Source organism: Actinoplanes sandaracinus, from assembly GCF_030009775.1.
Lineage (GTDB): Bacteria > Actinomycetota > Actinomycetes > Mycobacteriales > Micromonosporaceae > Actinoplanes > Actinoplanes sandaracinus.
Genome location: NZ_JASCTH010000002.1, coordinates 26344 through 42783, shown reverse-complemented (window position 1 = coordinate 42783; position 16440 = coordinate 26344). Strand labels below are relative to the sequence as shown.

The following is a 16440-nucleotide window of genomic DNA, read 5'->3' as shown; positions in this document are numbered from 1 at the left end:
CGCCTCTTTCCCGCGGACGGTACGCGTCACCCGTACCCCGCATGGTCTTTGTCGCACGGCGGACCCGCCGGGTGACCTGGGCGTGCGTGAGTGAATCTCGCCTTCGCGGAGGCCCACGCGGCGACCGGGTGATCGTCATTCCTTGGGCGGTCTGTGCTGATTATCCTGATACCCGACTCGATGGGTAGGTGCCGATGGCGGTCAGGCAGATGCTCGTCGCCGATCGATACCGTCTTCTGGAGCCGGTCGGCGCCGGTGGGATGGGCCGGGTCTGGCTGGCCCGAGATGAGATGTTGCACCGCGACGTGGCCGTCAAGGAGATCGTCCCGCCTGACTGGATGACCGATGCGGAACAGGACCGGCTCCGCGAGCGGACTCTCCGGGAGGCCCGCAGCGCCGCCCGCCTGAACCATCCGCACGTGGTCCGTATCTACGACGTCGTGCACGCCGAGGGTCTGTCCTGGATCGTCATGGAGTACGTCCAGTCCCGCTCGCTCCATCAGGTCCTGAACGAGGACGGGCCATACGATCCGGCGACCGCCGCCCGGATCGGCCTGGCCGTGCTGGACGCCTTGGACGCCGCCCACCAGGCCGGGGTGCTCCATCGCGACGTGAAGCCGCACAACGTGCTGATCGGTGTCGACGGCCGGGTGGTATTGACCGATTTTGGCCTGGCCACCTTCGTCGATGACGGCTCCGTGACCACGCCCGGGCTGATCGTGGGCTCACCGCAGTACGTCTCCCCGGAACGGGCCCGTGACGGCGCCTCCACGGTCGAATCCGATCTGTGGTCGCTGGGCGCCACCCTGTACGCGGCCGTGGAGGGCCGCTCCCCGTACGCCCGCGAGAGCGCGATGGCGACCCTCGCCGCGCTCGCCACCGAAGCGCCCGACCCGCCCAGCCGTGCCGGGCCGCTGGCGCCGGTCCTCGGCGGCCTGCTGCGCTACGACCCCGCCACGCGCCTGACCGTTCCGGAGATCGAACGCCGGCTCCGCATGATCGTCTTCAGCGATCCACGGGAGATTCCGTTCCTGCCCAGCCAGCGGGACACCCGGCGGAATCGCCCGGAGGAACCGCGGAGGCCTTCCGATCCCGTCGTGCTGTCACACCGCTCCGGGCCGGTTCCCGCGACCGGTGGTCCGGAGCCGGTCAGGGAGGGGGTTGTTCCTGCGGCATCAGGAGGTTCCGGGGCGGGTGGGACGGTGCGTTCCGGCGGGCCACCCCGGGGTACGGCTGCCGTCGACAGCCGTTTCTCCCCGCCGTTCCGGCAGCCACCGGAGCCACCGAAGTCGCCCGCGGCGCCGGATCGTGCCTCGTCCTCGCCTCAGTCCGCTCCGTCTCAGCCCGCCGTGCCCCGGCTCGCCGACCGGCCACGTCCGCCGGCGGGCGCCGCGACTGAGCGTGCCTCGCCTCATCCATCGCCGGGACGCGAGGGGGAACGTCTGTCGCCGGGACGCGAGGGGGAACGTCTGTCGCCGGGACGCGAGGGGGAACGTCTGTCGCCGAGGCGTGGGGAGGAACGTCCGTCGCCGCGTCCCTCCCGGCGGACGGGGCGTTCCACGCCGGCTGTCATGGGCTCCGAGTCCGATCGGGCCGAGCCGCGTCCGGGCTCTCCTCTTTCTGAGGCCCGTCGTCCGGAGCCCGTGGCGCCGGGATCCGGATCGGGGGAGTTGTTGCCGGTCTTGCCAGGCCTTCCCCCTGCCGGGCCTGACCGTTCCGGATCGGTAGCCGTCTCCTCCGCTGTGGGGCCGGACTCCGCCGGCTCCATCGCGGCGGCCCCTGAGCACCCGATGGACGCCCGCCCGGCGGAGCCCGGCCCGGATGCCCCGGGGAATCGTCTCGAGCCGGCCGGTGATCCGCCCGGCACCGACCTGGAGAGACGCGAGCCGCTTCAGGGAGCGACCTCTTGTTTGGCGGGAGGCGAGCCGTCCGGGCGCGAGCACCGGCTCGCCGAGGACACCGGCGCGGGCTCGCTCGCGTTCGTGGGTGACACCGGTAAGGGCGCATCCGCCTCCCCGGGCACCGACGGTGCCGAGGACACCGATCCGTTGCCGGCGGACCCGGAGGAGCCGGAGACCACGAGACTGCCGCGTCCGGCAGGACAGCAGGCCCTGGTGCCAGTCCTCTCCGTGGTGGGCGCCACCGGTCCCGGCCGGTGGCCCCACTGGCGCGGGATGTCTCGCCGATCGGCTTCGATGCGGCTCACCCAGGCCCGCCTCGCCGTCGCCGCCCTCGTCCTCCTGGTGATCGGCGGCACCCTGCTCGCGGGTTACGTGGCGGAGGTGAACAGGCCCCGGCCACAGGTCTTCATCCCGTCCCCGTCGTCGATCCAGCCGTCCGGGGAACGGCCGGCGCCCTCGGCCGCCGGACCCGTCCCGACACCCCCGCCGTCCGGCCAGACCGGACCCGCCGGCGATACCGGGCCTTCGGCCGGTCCGGTGGGCTCCGCGGCGCAGCCCGCCGCCTCCGGTGGATCACCGGCCGGGCACGGGCCGTCTCCGGAGAGCCCGTACGGCACGGCGCCGAGCACCGCGCCCTCGAGTGCCACATCGCCGGGTGTGGAGTCCTCCGGGTTCGCCCCCGCCCTCTGTGAATCACCGCCGCGCGCTGGTCTCCCCGTGACTCCGCTCAAGGGCGCGCCTCGCGGCGTCAACGGGTGGAAGCTCCAGCCCGGATGGTCCTACTTCGACGACGGCGCCGGGTTCCACATCGCCGTCCCCGACGGGTGGACCCATCAGCGCGTCGGCGGCACCTACTGTTTCCGGAGCCCGGGCAACGCGAGGGTGATGAGCCTCCACACCGGCCGGGACCCGGCCGTCGATCCCCTGACGGCGTCCCGTGCCGAGGAACAGCGCCTCGCCACGTCCGGCGATCTGCCCGGGTACGCGCTGATCGGCATCGCCTCGGTGCCGTTGCTGCACAAGGCCGCCGACTGGGAGTACCGGTACCACGCCCGCGGCGGAGCGGCCCGGCGCGCGGGCATCCGCTGGTTCGTCATCGACGGCCGGGCCTACGCGCTCGGGTGGAGCACTCCGGAGAAGACCTGGAACTCCGATCTCGGCAAGATCCAGATGATCCGGAGCACTTTCTACTCGAACCGGCCCGCCCCGTCACGGTGATCCCGCCGCCTGGCTCGGCTCAGCCGACGCTGGCCGTGGCCAGTTTGACGCCGAACCCCACGAAGAGGGCACCCACCGCGGTGGTGGCGCCGGCCGCCAGCCGGCGCCGCTCCTGGAACTGCCCGGCGAGAAAGCGGCCGCCGAAGATCAGCGCGGTCAGGTAGAGCGCGCTGAAGAACTGCACGACCGCGCCGAGAACCAGGAACGACAACTCCGGATGGGCATAGCCGGGCTCGACGAACTGGATGAAGAACGAGAGGAAGAAGAGAATCGCCTTGGGGTTGAGCAGGCTGATCACCGTGGCCCGGCGGAACGGCCGCTGAAGCCCCGGTGGTGGCTCCTCAGCCGCCGCCGGAGACTGCTCTCCACGCTGCCGCCACCGGGCCCAGGCGCTCCGGATGATGTTGATGCCGACCCAGGCCAGGTAGGCCGCTCCCGCGTACTTGAGGACGAGGAAGACGGGTGGGTAGGTGTTCAGCAGCGAGGCGACCCCGGTCGCGGAGAAAATCATGAGCACCGCGTCGCCGAGGAAGACGCCGCAGGCCGCCTGGTAGCCGGCGCGGATGCCCCGCTGCGCACCCACCGCGAGCACGAAGATCGAGTTGGGGCCCGGCAGGAGGATGATGGCCACCACGCCGAGCACGTAGGTCCAGAAGTCGGTGATTCCCAGCATCGGTCAGCCTCTCGACCAGGGCGAATGGTTCAGCTTGCCGCCAGCCGGTCGCGCAGGCGCCGCGCTGCGGCCGGCCACTCGTCCGCGGTCATGGCGAAGACTACGGTGTCGCGCCAGCTGCCGTCGGGCCGCCTGCGCTGACGGCGGATCATCCCGTCCCGGCTTGCGCCCAGGCGCGCTATGGCCTGCTGGGAGCGCTCGTTGAGCACGTCGGTGTACCAGAAGACCCGCTCCGCGCCGAGCACCTCGAACGCCCGCTCCAGCAGCAGCAGTTTCGCCTCGGTGTTGACGCCTGTCCGCCACCATCGCCGGCCGACCATCGTGTGCCCGATGCCGAGCGCCCGCAGGTTGGTGTCGATGTCGTGGTAGGTCGTCATGCCGATCACCGCCCCGGTGGCCGGGTCGACCTGGGCCCACCCGGAGCGCTGGCCCAACCACTGGCCACGCAGCACGCCCGCGACGTCCTCGGCGAGCTCGTCGGGCGTGCGCGGCCGCGGGAACGGGATGTGCCGCCAGACCTCCTCGTCGTCGAGCGCCTCGAACAGCGCTGGGACGTGACCGGGGGTGAGCGGCTCCAAGCGGACGTGCCGGCCCTCCAGCACGACCGGCGTCTGCCACTGCGACGGTGAACCGGGCAGATAGCCGGGCGGGGCGGCCGCGACACCCGGCTCGGTCACCGGCGGCCCGGCCACCCGCCGCAGCGGGAGCACACCGGCCCAGTGCGGCAGAGCCAGGTCCTCCGGGTCGTCGCCGACGCCACCGGACCGGGACCGGACCGACACCTCGGCCAGGGGAAGCGCGAGCACGGTGGTCTGGGCGAGCTCCTGCCGGGAGGGTGGCCGGCTGTCGGCGGAGCGGCCGGGACCGACCTTGTCGGCCAGCGCGAACAGCACGCGGAGTTTCTCGGCGTCGTCGGTGACCGGGCGGGCTGTCCCGAGAGCGACCACCGAGCGATAGTTGGCGCTGTGGTTGAACTGGGAGCGCGCGTAGACCAGCGCGTCCAGGATGGTGACGGTCACGCACACCGGGACGCCGTCGCCGCGTGCCGCCAGGCCGAGGCGCGCGCCGGTGGAACCGTGGAGGTAGAGGGTGTCGTCGATGCGGACGTGGAGGTTGGGCAAGACGCGGGGTTCGCCGTCGACGACGAACCCCACCGAGCAGTCGAACGCCTCGTCGAGGATCGCGTGTGCCGCCTCGCGCTCATAGTGCATCCGCTTGCGGGTGCGGGTGGCGGTCGTGCGCGGGGTGGGGGTGTAGAGGTCGGTCATCGTGGCCTCCGCGGCGGGTTCTGCTTGCTGCGAGAGCTGTACTAGTACACAATCGCGTCTGTGGCAGAACAGTATCAGGTGAGTGGCGAGAGCGCCGCTGAGATTTCCGCCAGCATCGAGGCGGGGGTCCTCCGAGGGGATTGGGTCAGCGGGGCCGCTCTCCCGTCGGTGCGGATCCTCGCCGGCGCCCTCCACGTCAGCCCCGCGACGGTCGCCAAGGCCTATCAGGAGCTGCGGCAACGCGGCGTGGTCGAGACCGAGGGCCGCCGGGGCACCCGGGTCCGCTCCCGCCCGTCCGTGGCCGGGCCGCGCGCCGGGCTGCGTTCTCCGGTCCCGTCCGGGCTGCGGGATCTCTCCACCGGCGAGCCCGATGTCCGGTTGCTGCCGCCCCTGGCTCCGGTCATGGCCGCCGTCGCGGCCGACATGGACCCACCCGAGGGGTACGCGTCCGCGGTCACCATGCCCGAGCTGGCCGACGCCGCGCGCCCCCGACTCCGTGCCGAAGGCGTGCCGGTCTCCGGAGCGGAGATCATGGTCACCTCCGGAGCGCTCGACTCGATCGAGCGGGTGTTCAACGCCCACCTGCGCCCGGGCGACACCGTCGCGATCGAGGACCCGGGCTGGGCGGCCCTGATCGACCTGCTGGCCGCCCTGGGCATGCGGGCGGCCCCGGTGGCCGTCGACGAGCAGGGCCCCGATCCCCAGGCGCTCGCAGCCGCGCTGCGCTCCGGCGCCCGCGCCGTGGTCGTCACCGTCCGCGCGCAGAACCCGACCGGCGCCGCGGTGAGCGCCGGCCGTGCCGATCAGCTTCGAGAGCTGCTGAGGGCTCATCCGGGGGTGCTGGTCGTCGAGGACGACCATGCCGCTGAGCTGGCCGATCACGAGCCGCACTGCATCGGCCCGGTGACGGGGTCCTGGGCGTTCGTCCGCTCCGCCTCGAAACCGTTCGGCCCCGACCTGCGCATCGCCGTCCTGGCCGGCGACGAGACGACCATCGGACGGGTGGCCGGGCGGATGAGTATCGGCATGGGCTGGGTCTCCACCGTCCTGCAGCGGATGCTGCTGCGGCTGTGGCGTGACCCGGAGACGACCGCCCGGGTGGCCCGGGCCGCCGGCGCCTACGGCGAACGCCGTCGTGCCCTTCGTGCGGCCCTCCGGGCGGAGGGGGTCGAGGCGTTCGGCGACACCGGCATCAACGTCTGGGTCCCCGTGCCGGACGAGACCAGGGCGATCGCGGCACTCCGCGACCGGGGCTACGCGGTCGCTCCGGGCGCGCTCTTCCGCCTGGAGTCACCACCGGGGATCCGCATCACGATCAGCACCCTGGCGCACGGGGAGACGGCGGAGCTGGCGCGAGCGGTGGCGTCCGCCGTCCGTCCGGCCGGCATCACCTCGCCGATGAGGTGAGAGTTCCGCCGCGCCGCCCCGCTCGAACCGGCCGGTGGGGCGGTTCGGTGTCCCCCTCCAGGGGGAAACCGGGCGGAATGTTGTCGGGGGGTACGGGTAGAACGGTGCCATGCCATGGACGGAGCCGCCGGCGGGCGCACAGCAGTGGGTGCCACAGCACCCCCGGAGCATCGACGAGTTGAAGTCCGCGGCCGCGGACTGCCAGGGCTGCGAGCTCTTCGCAGATGCGACACAGACCGTCTTCGGCCGTGGGGCGCCACACGCGAAGGTCGTCTTCGTCGGTGAGCAGCCCGGCGACGTCGAGGACCGGCGGGGCCTCCCGTTCGTGGGGCCGGCCGGCCATCTGCTCCGCGAGGCCGTGGACGATGCCGGGCTCGATCCCTCCGACCTCTACATCACGAACGCGGTGAAGCACTTCCGTTTCGAGACGCGGGGCGCCCGGCGGATCCACCAGAGCCCGGGGCCGGCGCATATCGCCGCTTGCCGGCCCTGGCTCGTTTCCGAGTTCTCGCTGCTCAAGCCTCAATTGGTGGTCATCCTCGGTGCGACCGCGGGCAAGGCGCTGCTCGGGCCGTCGTTCCGGGTGACCCGGTCGCGCGGGCAGTTGATGCCCTGGCCCGCCTCGGCCCAGCACCCGGAGGACTTCCCGGTCGAGGACATCCAGGCGCTGGCCACGATCCACCCGTCGGCGGTCCTGCGGGCCGACGACCGGGACGCCGCGTACCAGGGTCTCGTCGACGACCTCAAGGTGGCGGCCGCCGCCGTCGCCTGAGGTCGCCGGGCGTCGCTTCTGGGTACCCTTTGCCGGTGCGGTTGACAGAATTGTGGGAACGCCTGGAACAGAGCTTCGGCTCCGCCTATGTCCGAAGTTTCGCCGCCGATCACTCCTTCACCGAGCTCGGCGGGCGGACCATCGACGAGGCCATCACCAAGGGTGTCGAGACGGCTACCATCTGGCGCGCGGTGGTGGCGGCGTACCCCGATCGGGTGCCCTCACGACTGCGTTGAGCTGCTGTTCGTACGTCTGTTCTGGCGTGTCACTCGATCGTCGTACAGGTGTTCGGCTATTGTCCACAGCGGCTCGGTCATCCACAGCACACGACAGGGCGGAGGATTTTTGTCGTACCCACCGCCTAACGTGTCGACCGTGGTGAACAAGAGCGCGTCGACGAAGAGTATGAAGTCGAATACAGGGGTGTCGGGAATGGCTGCAGGACCTGATCGGGAGAAAGCGCTCGAACTGGCGCTGGCACAGATCGACAAGCAGTTCGGCAAGGGCTCGGTGATGAGGCTCGGGGAGCGGCCGGTCGTGCAGACCGCCGTCATCCCCACCAGCTCCATCGCCCTCGATGTGGCCCTCGGCGTCGGTGGCCTGCCGCGCGGCCGGGTCATCGAGATCTACGGTCCGGAGTCGAGCGGTAAGACGACGGTCGCCCTGCACGCGGTGGCCAACGCGCAGAAGGCCGGCGGCATCGCGGCGTTCATCGACGCGGAGCACGCTCTCGATCCTGACTACGCGCGGGCCCTCGGCGTCGACACCGACGCCCTTCTCATCTCGCAGCCCGACACCGGTGAGCAGGCGCTCGAAATCGCGGACATGCTGATCCGCTCCGGCGCGCTCGACATCATCGTGATCGACTCGGTCGCCGCCCTCGTGCCGCGTGCCGAGATCGAGGGTGAGATGGGCGACAGCCACGTCGGTCTCCAGGCCCGCCTGATGAGCCAGGCGCTTCGGAAGATCACCGGCATCCTCAGCAACTCGGGCACGACCGCGATCTTCATCAACCAGCTCCGCGAGAAGATCGGCGTCATGTTCGGCTCGCCCGAGACCACGACCGGTGGCCGCGCGCTGAAGTTCTACTCGTCGGTCCGCCTCGACGTCCGGCGCATCGAGAGCCTGAAGGACGGCACCGACGTCATCGGCAACCGCACCCGGGTCAAGGTCGTCAAGAACAAGGTGGCCGCGCCGTTCAAGCAGGCCGAGTTCGACATCATGTATGGCAAGGGCATCTCCCGTGAGGGCTCGCTCATCGACGTCGGTGTCGAGCAGAACATCATCCGCAAGTCGGGCGCCTGGTACACCTATGACGGCGACCAGCTCGGCCAGGGCAAGGAGAAGGCCCGGGAGTTCCTCAAGGAGAACCCCGACGTGGCCGCCGAGATCGAGAAGAAGATCCTCGAGAAGCTCGGTGTCGGCCAGGCGGGTGCCGGCGACGCCGCCGGTGGCCCTGAGCTGCCGCCGGTCGACTTCTGATCCGGTAATCCGTGATGGCCGGACGACGTGGCGCACGGTCCGGGCGAGGATGGGATGCCATCCCGCCCCGGGCCGGTGCCGAGACGTCATCAGACGGTGATGCCGGGGAGCCGCGACGTGCCACCGCGCGTCGCGGTCGGCGTGGCGCGCCGGGTTCCACCTTTTCGGGTGATACCCGAGCCGACGGCGGGTCCGAAACCCCGTCCGGCAGCCGCGGCGGCGAGTCCCCGCCGCGGAGCGAGTCAGAGGTCGCCCGGGAGATCTGCCTCCGCCAGCTGGCGGTCCGCCCGCGGACCCGTGCCGAGCTGACGAAGGTGCTGATCCGCAAGGAGATCTCGGAGGAGGTGATCGCCGAGGTCCTCGACCGGTATGACGAAGTCGGCATCATCGACGACGCGGCCTTCGCCCGTGCCTGGGTCTCCAGCCGGCATCAGGGCCGAGGGTTGGCCCGGCGTGCGCTCGCCAACGAGTTGCGGCAGCGCGGCGTCGACGCGGAAGTGGCAGGCGAGGCACTGGAGGCCGTCGACGACGAGTCGGAAGCCGAGACGGCTCGGGCGCTGGTGGACCGTAAGCTCCGCACCGCGCGAGGGGCGCCTGACGCGATATTCCGGCGACTCGTCGCGATGCTGGCTCGCAAGGGTTATCCAGCCGGTGTGGCCATCGGCGCCGTGAAGGACGCGCTGGCAGCCCGCGATGCCGAGGCCGCGGAGTTCGCTGAGGCGATCGACGCTGACGCCCTCGCCGACGAGGCTGACGGCCTGCAGTCCTGAGCGCTCGCTCTCTGCTGCGGGCGGCTGGAGAAGCAGGGTCTCCTGGCGTTCAGGGCTGTACCCCTCGCGTAGCCGGGGTCTGTGCGTTCTGACGCGTTGACGGCCGCGCCCGTCTCCCCGCGGTGGTCCTGGCAACCTGTCACGTTGACCTACGGCGGTGACCGGGGGCTACGGCGGCGGCCGCGGGACTGCGCCGGTGACCCTCTGCGGGGCTACGGCGGTGACCGGGGCTACGGCGGTGATCCCTGCGGGCTGGCGCGATGAGCCCTACGGGAAACCCAGGCTCGGCGGCCCGCGCCTCGCGGCCAGTGCGCGCTCCGGTCCGGCCGGCGACCAGACTCGGAGTGGCGGCGCGGCGAGTGGGGCGATCGTCGACCGAGGTGGTGGGTGTGGGTATGAACACCTCGCACCCCGGGGATGATCGGCGAAGGAAGCGTGCCGGGAGCGCGGCAGTCGGCGAGTGGTGAGCAGCCGTGGCATTGAGGCCGTAACCAGGGCGGACGCCGATATGATCAGGGATGTGAGGATCGTTCCTCAGGCACCTGTTCGGGTCGATATCACGCGGCGGCTCCGAGCCGAGGTGGCTGATACGCTCCGTTACTTCGGTCGGTTGTCACGCTCCGTGTCACATGCTTCGGTGGTGACGCGGGTCGCGATAATGCTCTGGGCTGGGGAGGGTCTCGTTTTTCACGGCGTGATCGCACGGTACGTCTAGAAATGTCCCGTGGGATCGTGGGCTGGGCGTAGGCAAGTCTGTGCCCTACGTCCTATCCACTGCCGAATCATGAGTCCTTGACCGAAGCGGTGCTCGCGACCTAGCCTCGCGTTACACAAGGTTTGTTCGACCATCGTTTACAACAGGCACAACATAGATCGCATTACATTACGGCATCACTTGGACGGATTTCGCTCAAGTGGCACCTTCATCGGCCGCTGACCGCGCGGTCGATGGCGCGACATACCGGCGGTCAACCCCACAACTCCACACACTCCTGATTCGAGCGGCCGGTGGCCGGCTCACTGGCGGGGGAACCGATACCGGCCGGGGGAGAGCAGACGGGGTCTCGGGCGACAGCGTTCGCTCGAGACATCGTCATATCCCACGGACCGTAACGGCCTCCCGTTCGGTGGGGCGATCGCGGTGGCACGGCTACGCAGGGAAACGTCGTACCGATGGACGAAAGATCATCATTGGGCGGCGTGACCCGTCGGCACCTCCCGACGGAGCGTCTCGAGATCCTTCGAGGTTCTTCGGCCCGGGCGGGCGGCATGGCCCCCCGAGTGCTGCAGTCACCGATCTGATCGGTGCGCATGCGGCGGGCATGGGCCGGGTCGTCGCGCCTGCGGAGGCGCCGGGCGGCAGCCGAGCCGGCGGCCCAGCGGATGCCGATGCGGCCGGGTTCTCCAACCCGGGCGCGACGGCGGCCTCAGGCGACCGGTGATGACCGGAAGCCGTGCGGGGCCGTCGGCGGCATGCCGGTGCGACCGGGCAGGACTGGCGCGGAAGCACGGCGAGAGCCGGCCGCGATCGGTCCGGCGGTCGCGGGCTCAGCCGTTCCACGGCCGGGCTGGCGCCGCTCCGTCCAGCGGCTCGAACGCCGAAGCCATCCGGCCGGGGCCGAAGCCAACCGGGCAGCCGGCAGCTGAAGCCATCCGTCCGGGAGCCAACGCCGAGCCGGACAGCCGAAGCCGAGCCAGACGGCTGGACCCGAGCCAGCCGGCTCGGACGGCGGCGAGGCCTGGCGGCTGTAGCTGAGCCAGACGGCCCAGCCGGGGCTGGACGGTAGCGGCGAGCCTGGCGGCCGCAGCCGAGCCAGATGGCCCAGCGGGGTCGGATGGCCCAGCGGGGTCGGATGGCCCAGCCGCGAGGCTAGACGGCTGAAGCCAGCCGGACGACCGTCGCGACTCCGGACGGCAAGCGCCGGCAAGCGGAAGCGCAGCCCGACCGGCTGGCCAGCGGAATGGCCGGGCAGCCGGATGGAAAGCGCAGGCCGATCAGCCGGCGCGGACCAGACGGCGACGCGGCCGGCGATCCAGCGCAGGCTGGTTCGGCGGGCACATGGTGCCGGCCGGGCGCAAGCCGGGCGGCGGGCGCCGCGGGGACGGAGACTGGAGGCTCGGGGTGGCCGACGGCGGTGCGCGTAAACCCGGGCCCGGTGCCGCCCGCGGTCATCTGCCTTGGTCGGGCATCCCGCAGAGATGCCCGCGCGCGTGTGCACCGCGCCGGCGGCCGAAGGGAGACGCGGCGTGATGGACCCCGTGGACTGGGTGCTCGTGGTTGCGATCATCGTGCTTGCCGCATCGGTGATAGCCGGGCTGGTCCTCGGGACGCGGGCGCTGCGCCAGTTGCGCGCCGACCGGCAGGACGCCCAGGAACGGCAGGAACAGGCGGTCGGCGACGCGCAGGCGAAGGTCGAGGACGCGAACGCGAAGGCCGCTTCGGTACGCGCGGAGGCCGCCGCCGCCAAGGCTGAGGCGAGTGCGGCCCGCGCCGAGGCTCGCCGGGTTCTGGAGACGGCCCACAGTGAGGCCGACACCATCCTGGAGCACGCTCACCGTCAGGCCGAGGCGGACGCCGAGCAGGTTCGTGCCGCCGCCCGCCGGTCCGGGGAGCGGGAGATCGCGCTGCTGAACGCCACGGCGAAGGAGCAGGCGGCGGAGGTGGAGCGTCGCGCCGCCCGGATCGACGAGCGGGAGCGGCTGCACAGCGAAGAGGTGGAGCGCCTGGTCGAGCGGGAGCGCCGCCTGGCCGCGCTGGAGTCGGATCTGTCCGGGCGTGAGGCTGCTCTGGCGAGGCGGGAGACCGAACTGGCCAAGGCGGAGGAGGTCCGGCGCCGGGAGCTGGAGCGGATCGCCGGGCTGACCGCGGAGTCGGCCCGCACCGAGTTAATCGAGGCGATCGAGGGGCAGGCGAAGCGGGAGGCCGCGATCCTGGTCCGGGACATCGAGACCGACGCGAGGAGCACCGCCGACACCCGGGCCCGGCACATCGTGGTCGACGCCATCCAGCGCATCGCCAGTGAGCAGACCGCGGAGAGCGTGGTCAGCGTCCTGCATCTGCCGAGCGACGAGATGAAGGGCCGGATCATCGGCCGTGAGGGCCGCAACATCCGGGCGTTCGAGTCGACCACCGGCGTCAACCTGATCATCGATGACACTCCGGAGGCGGTGCTGCTGTCCTGCTTCGATCCGGTGCGCCGGGAGGTGGGCCGGCTCACGCTGGAGAAGCTGGTGCTGGACGGCCGGATCCACCCGCACCGGATCGAGGAGGTCTTCGACAGCGCCAAGAACGAGGTGGAGCGCCTCTGCGACCGGGCGGCCGAGGAGGCTCTGGTCGACGTCGGGATCACCACCATCCACCCGGAGCTGGCGAAGCTGCTGGGCCGGCTGCGGTACCGCACCAGTTATGGCCAGAACGTCCTGAAGCACCTGGTGGAGACCGCCCACATCGCCGGGATCATGGCGGCTGAGCTGGGCCTGGACGTGCCGACGATGAAGCGGGCGGCGTTCCTGCACGACATCGGCAAGGCGCTGACTCACGAGGTGGAGGGCAGCCACGCCCTGATCGGCGCCGACATGGCCCGGAAGTACGGCGAGCACGAGGATGTCGTCCACGCGATCGAGGCACATCACAACGAGGTGCCGCCGCAGACCATCGAGGCGGTGCTGACGCAGGCCGCGGACGCCTGTTCCGGTGGGCGGCCGGGGGCTCGGCGGGAAAGCTTGGAGGCGTACGTCAAGCGTCTGGAGCGGATCGAGGAGATCGCCGGCGGGAAGGCCGGGGTGGAGAAGGTCTTCGCGATGCAGGCCGGCCGCGAGATCCGGGTGATGGTGCGGCCGGACGACATCGACGACATCGGCGCCGCCGTGCTCGCCCGTGATGTGGCGAAGCAGATCGAGGAGGAGCTGACCTATCCGGGTCAGATCCGGGTCACCGTGGTCCGTGAGTCCCGGGTGACCGAACTGGCCCGGTGATTCGCTGGTGCGGCGCTGGAGGTCTGAGGGGTCAGGTTCGCGCCGGGGGAGTGGTAGCGGGCAAGATGCTGTCACGGTGTGCCGGTGTGGCCCTGACGGAGGCTCCGGACGCCCCGCGGGCTCGCGCTCAGCGAGCGGGCCACGCCTACCGAAGTGGTGCATTGTACGGCCGGACTGGCGCACCGGCTGTCGGCAGCGCGCGTGGGACACCCGGGCCGGCAATCGCGACAGCAAGCAGCCACCGCCACGTCCCGAAAGTGCGTGGGCCCGGGAATGCGGCGGTGGCTGCTGTTGCCTACGAGGCAGGCGCTCGTTGGTGCTCTGAGCTGCTCGGCAGCTACGAAAGGGCCCTAAACCACAGAAGCTTCCGCTTGTGCGGTCACGGCTGCGGGAGGGGGGTTCTGCGGCGGCAGTCCGGCGGTCTTGCGGCCCCGGGCGAGGCGGCGCTGGACGTACTGGGCGAGTTTCGACAGCGAGTAGTTCGCCAGGATGAACAGCAAGCCGATCACCACGTAGACCTGGATCGGGTTGCTCAGGGCGAGGATGATCTGCTTACCGATGTTGAGGGTTTCCTCGAAACTGATGATGAAGCCGAGCGAGGTGTCCTTGAGGACCACGACGAGCTGGCTGATCAGCGCCGGAAGCATGATCCGGAAAGCCTGCGGCAGCAGGATCAGCCCGGTCGTCTGCAGCGGGGAGAGGCCGATGGCGAGAGCCGCTTCACGCTGGCCGGGCGGCAGGCCTTCCATGCCGGAGCGGAGGATTTCGGCGATGACCACCCCGTTGTAGACGGTCAGGCCGATCACCAGATACCACAGCGTATCGAAGGTGATGCCGAACTCGGGGAAGCCCCGGGCCACGAAGAAGATCGTGATGACCACCGGCAGGCCGCGGAACACCTCGACGCAGACGCGGGTGAGCGCGGAGAGCCCGAGGCTGAGCCCGCGCAGAAAGTACGCCACGGGGGCGGTGGAGTCGGCGAACCGCCGCGTGGTGAGGCTCTTGAGCTGGATCCGGAGGATGGACAGCAGAGTGCCGATGACCAGCGAGCAGACGATCGCCAGGACGGCTGCGATCAGGGTGTTCTGGACGCCGACCCAGATCCGCTGCCAGACCAGGACGAAGTTCTCGTTGGAGGGGTCGATCAGCGGGCCCCACAGCTCCAGCGAGAACTGGCCCTTCTCGTCCAGCGGCAGGTAGATCAGGTAGTACGCGCCGGCGGCGACCAGCAGGCCGGCGACGACGCTGAGGATCAGGGTGAGACGCCGCTGACGTGGGCCCGGGACGTCGTAGAGGACGGACTGCTGGCTCATCGGGCCGCCACCGCCTGTCGCTGCTCGATCCGGTCGAGAAGGGCCCCGAGGGGAACGGTCATGATCAGGTATCCGATCGAGATGCCGATGGCGACGGGGATGAAGGCATAGCCCTCGGCGCCGGTGAGCTGGTCGGCGGTCGCGGAGAGGTCGCCCACGACACCGAAGAAGCCGATCAGCGCCGAGTTCTTGATCATCGCGATGATCACCGAACCGAGCGGGACGATCGAGGCTTTCCACGACTGCGGCAGCACCACGTACCGCAGGTTCTGCCCGAAGGTGAGGCCGAGCGAGCGGGCCGCCTCGGCCTGACCGGGCGAGACCGCGTTCACGCCGGACCGCAGCGCCTCGCAGACGAACGCGGCGGTGTAGAGGACCAGCGCGATCAGGGCGAAACGGAAGTACGGCAGGTCGGTGCTGAGTCGCGTGAAGACCACGTCGAGCACCGGGATGCGCAGGAAATCGGCGTTGGAGCCGAGCGCCGGCAACGCGAACGCGGCGAAGAACATGACCACGGTCAGCGGCATGTTGCGGAAGATCGTGACGTAGGCGGTGCCGAGCGCTCGCAGGGGCGGCACCGGGGAGATGCGGAGCACCGCCACGACGGCGCCCAGGATCAGGGCGCCGATCGCGGCGAGCACGCAGATCTGGAGGGTGAGCCAGAAACCGCCCGCGAAGACGTCGAACTTGTCTACTAACACACTCACGGGTGGAAGCTCCCCGGATCAGCTGATGATCAGTAACGGTTGACGGTCGGGGCAGCGCCGAGCTCGGCGCCGAACTTGCCGGCGGTGCCGTCCCAGGCCTTCTTCCAGCTACCGTCGGCGTACGCCTTCTCGAGCGTGTCGTTGATGAAGGTCCGGAAGGCCTTGTCCTCCAGCTTCACGCCGATGCCGTACGGCTCCTTGGTGAAGTTGGGGCCGGCCAGCTTGTACTTGCCCGCGTTCTTGGCGATGTAGCCGAGGAGGATGACGTTGTCGGTCGTGACCGCGTCCACCTGGCCACCGTCGAGAGCGGCGACGCACTTGTCGTAGGTGTCGAAGAGCACGACCTGGGTCGCGACGTCCTTGACCGATTCCTTGATCTTCTCGGCCGGCGTGGAGCCGGTGACCGAGCAGACCTTCTTGTCGCCGGCCTTGAACGCGTCCGGGCCGGTGATCGCGGTGTCCGCCGCCTTGACCAGGATGTTCTGGCCGGCCTCGTAGTACGGCCCGGCGAACGCGATGCGCTCCTTGCGCTTGTCGTTGATCGTGTAGGTGGCCACCACGAAGTCGACGTTGTTGTTGACGATGGCGTCTTCGCGGATCTTCGAGGGCGTCTCGACGAACGTGATCTTGTCCGCCGGGATCCCGAGCTCCTTGACGATGATCTTCGCGACCTCGACGTCGAAGCCCTCAGGCTTGCCGGAGAGGCCCTTGAGGCCGAAGCCCGGCTGGTCGAACTTGGTGCCGACCTTGATCGCCTGAGCCTTGTTGAGCCGCTCCATGGTGCTGCCCGCGGCGAACGTCTTGGTGGTGCCGGTGGCGCCCGATTCGGCGTCCTTGCCGCCGCAGGCGGTCATTCCGAAAGTCAGAGCCGTGGCGGTGGCCAGGGCTGCTACACGAGTGAAACGCATGTCTTCATCTCCTTTTCGATCAGGGCTGCCGTCGCGCGGCAGCCCT

12 protein-coding genes are annotated in these 16440 nt (G+C 70.4%); 7 read left to right on the top strand and 5 right to left on the bottom strand.

Going from position 1 to position 16440, the window contains the following annotated elements; genetic code table 11:
• Positions 1-194: 194 nt before the first annotated feature.
• The gene (locus QLQ12_RS46995; protein ID WP_407651396.1) at positions 195-3119 is read left to right on the top strand and encodes a serine/threonine-protein kinase; all 2925 of its coding nucleotides are present in this window, start codon (positions 195-197) and stop codon (positions 3117-3119) included.
• 19 nt (positions 3120-3138) lie between these two features.
• On the opposite strand, the gene leuE is transcribed toward QLQ12_RS46995, so the two are convergent.
• Together leuE and QLQ12_RS02840 are read right to left on the bottom strand one after the other, a co-directional pair.
• Complete coding sequence (gene leuE / locus QLQ12_RS02845; RefSeq protein ID WP_282756942.1) at positions 3139-3792, bottom strand: leucine efflux protein LeuE; 654 nt, start codon at positions 3790-3792, stop codon at positions 3139-3141.
• Between the two features lie 29 nt (positions 3793-3821).
• Entirely contained in the window at positions 3822-5060 is a 1239-nt protein-coding gene (locus QLQ12_RS02840) for a bifunctional pyridoxamine 5'-phosphate oxidase family protein/GNAT family N-acetyltransferase (protein ID WP_282756941.1), read from the bottom strand.
• Between the two features lie 60 nt (positions 5061-5120).
• On the opposite strand from QLQ12_RS02840, the gene QLQ12_RS02835 reads away from it, so the two are divergent.
• From QLQ12_RS02835 to rny, 6 genes are all read left to right on the top strand, one after another.
• Complete coding sequence (locus QLQ12_RS02835) at positions 5121-6467, top strand: aminotransferase class I/II-fold pyridoxal phosphate-dependent enzyme (protein WP_282756940.1); 1347 nt, start codon at positions 5121-5123, stop codon at positions 6465-6467.
• 109 nt (positions 6468-6576) lie between these two features.
• Positions 6577-7239 carry a UdgX family uracil-DNA binding protein gene (locus QLQ12_RS02830; RefSeq protein WP_282756939.1) on the top strand — a complete coding sequence of 221 codons (663 nt, stop codon included), beginning with the start codon at positions 6577-6579 and terminating at the stop codon, positions 7237-7239.
• 35 nt (positions 7240-7274) lie between these two features.
• Positions 7275-7475: a DUF3046 domain-containing protein gene (locus tag QLQ12_RS02825; RefSeq protein WP_282756938.1), complete on the top strand. Its 201-nt coding sequence runs from the start codon at positions 7275-7277 to the stop codon at positions 7473-7475.
• A gap of 196 nt (positions 7476-7671) precedes the next feature.
• Positions 7672-8721, top strand: a complete 1050-nt coding sequence (gene recA / locus QLQ12_RS02820) for a recombinase RecA (RefSeq protein ID WP_109590628.1) — start codon at positions 7672-7674, stop codon at positions 8719-8721.
• 14 nt (positions 8722-8735) lie between these two features.
• A complete protein-coding gene (locus QLQ12_RS02815; protein ID WP_282756937.1) occupies positions 8736-9491 on the top strand; it encodes a regulatory protein RecX in 756 nt (251 codons plus the stop codon).
• A gap of 2250 nt (positions 9492-11741) precedes the next feature.
• Entirely contained in the window at positions 11742-13466 is a 1725-nt protein-coding gene (gene rny, locus QLQ12_RS02810; RefSeq protein WP_282757327.1) for a ribonuclease Y, read from the top strand.
• Between the two features lie 350 nt (positions 13467-13816).
• Here rny and QLQ12_RS02805 read toward each other — a convergent pair whose 3' ends face one another.
• The 3 genes from QLQ12_RS02805 to QLQ12_RS02795 are packed head-to-tail and all read right to left on the bottom strand — an operon-like array spanning position 13817 to position 16394.
• On the bottom strand, positions 13817-14779 hold the full coding sequence (locus tag QLQ12_RS02805; RefSeq protein ID WP_282756936.1) for an amino acid ABC transporter permease: 963 nt from the start codon (positions 14777-14779) through the stop codon (positions 13817-13819).
• A complete protein-coding gene (locus QLQ12_RS02800) occupies positions 14776-15486 on the bottom strand; it encodes an amino acid ABC transporter permease (RefSeq protein WP_282756935.1) in 711 nt (236 codons plus the stop codon). Before QLQ12_RS02800 ends, QLQ12_RS02805 begins: the two co-directional genes overlap by 4 nt.
• A gap of 29 nt (positions 15487-15515) precedes the next feature.
• Positions 15516-16394, bottom strand: a complete 879-nt coding sequence (locus tag QLQ12_RS02795; RefSeq protein WP_282756934.1) for a glutamate ABC transporter substrate-binding protein — start codon at positions 16392-16394, stop codon at positions 15516-15518.
• Between the last annotated feature and the right edge of the window lie 46 nt (positions 16395-16440).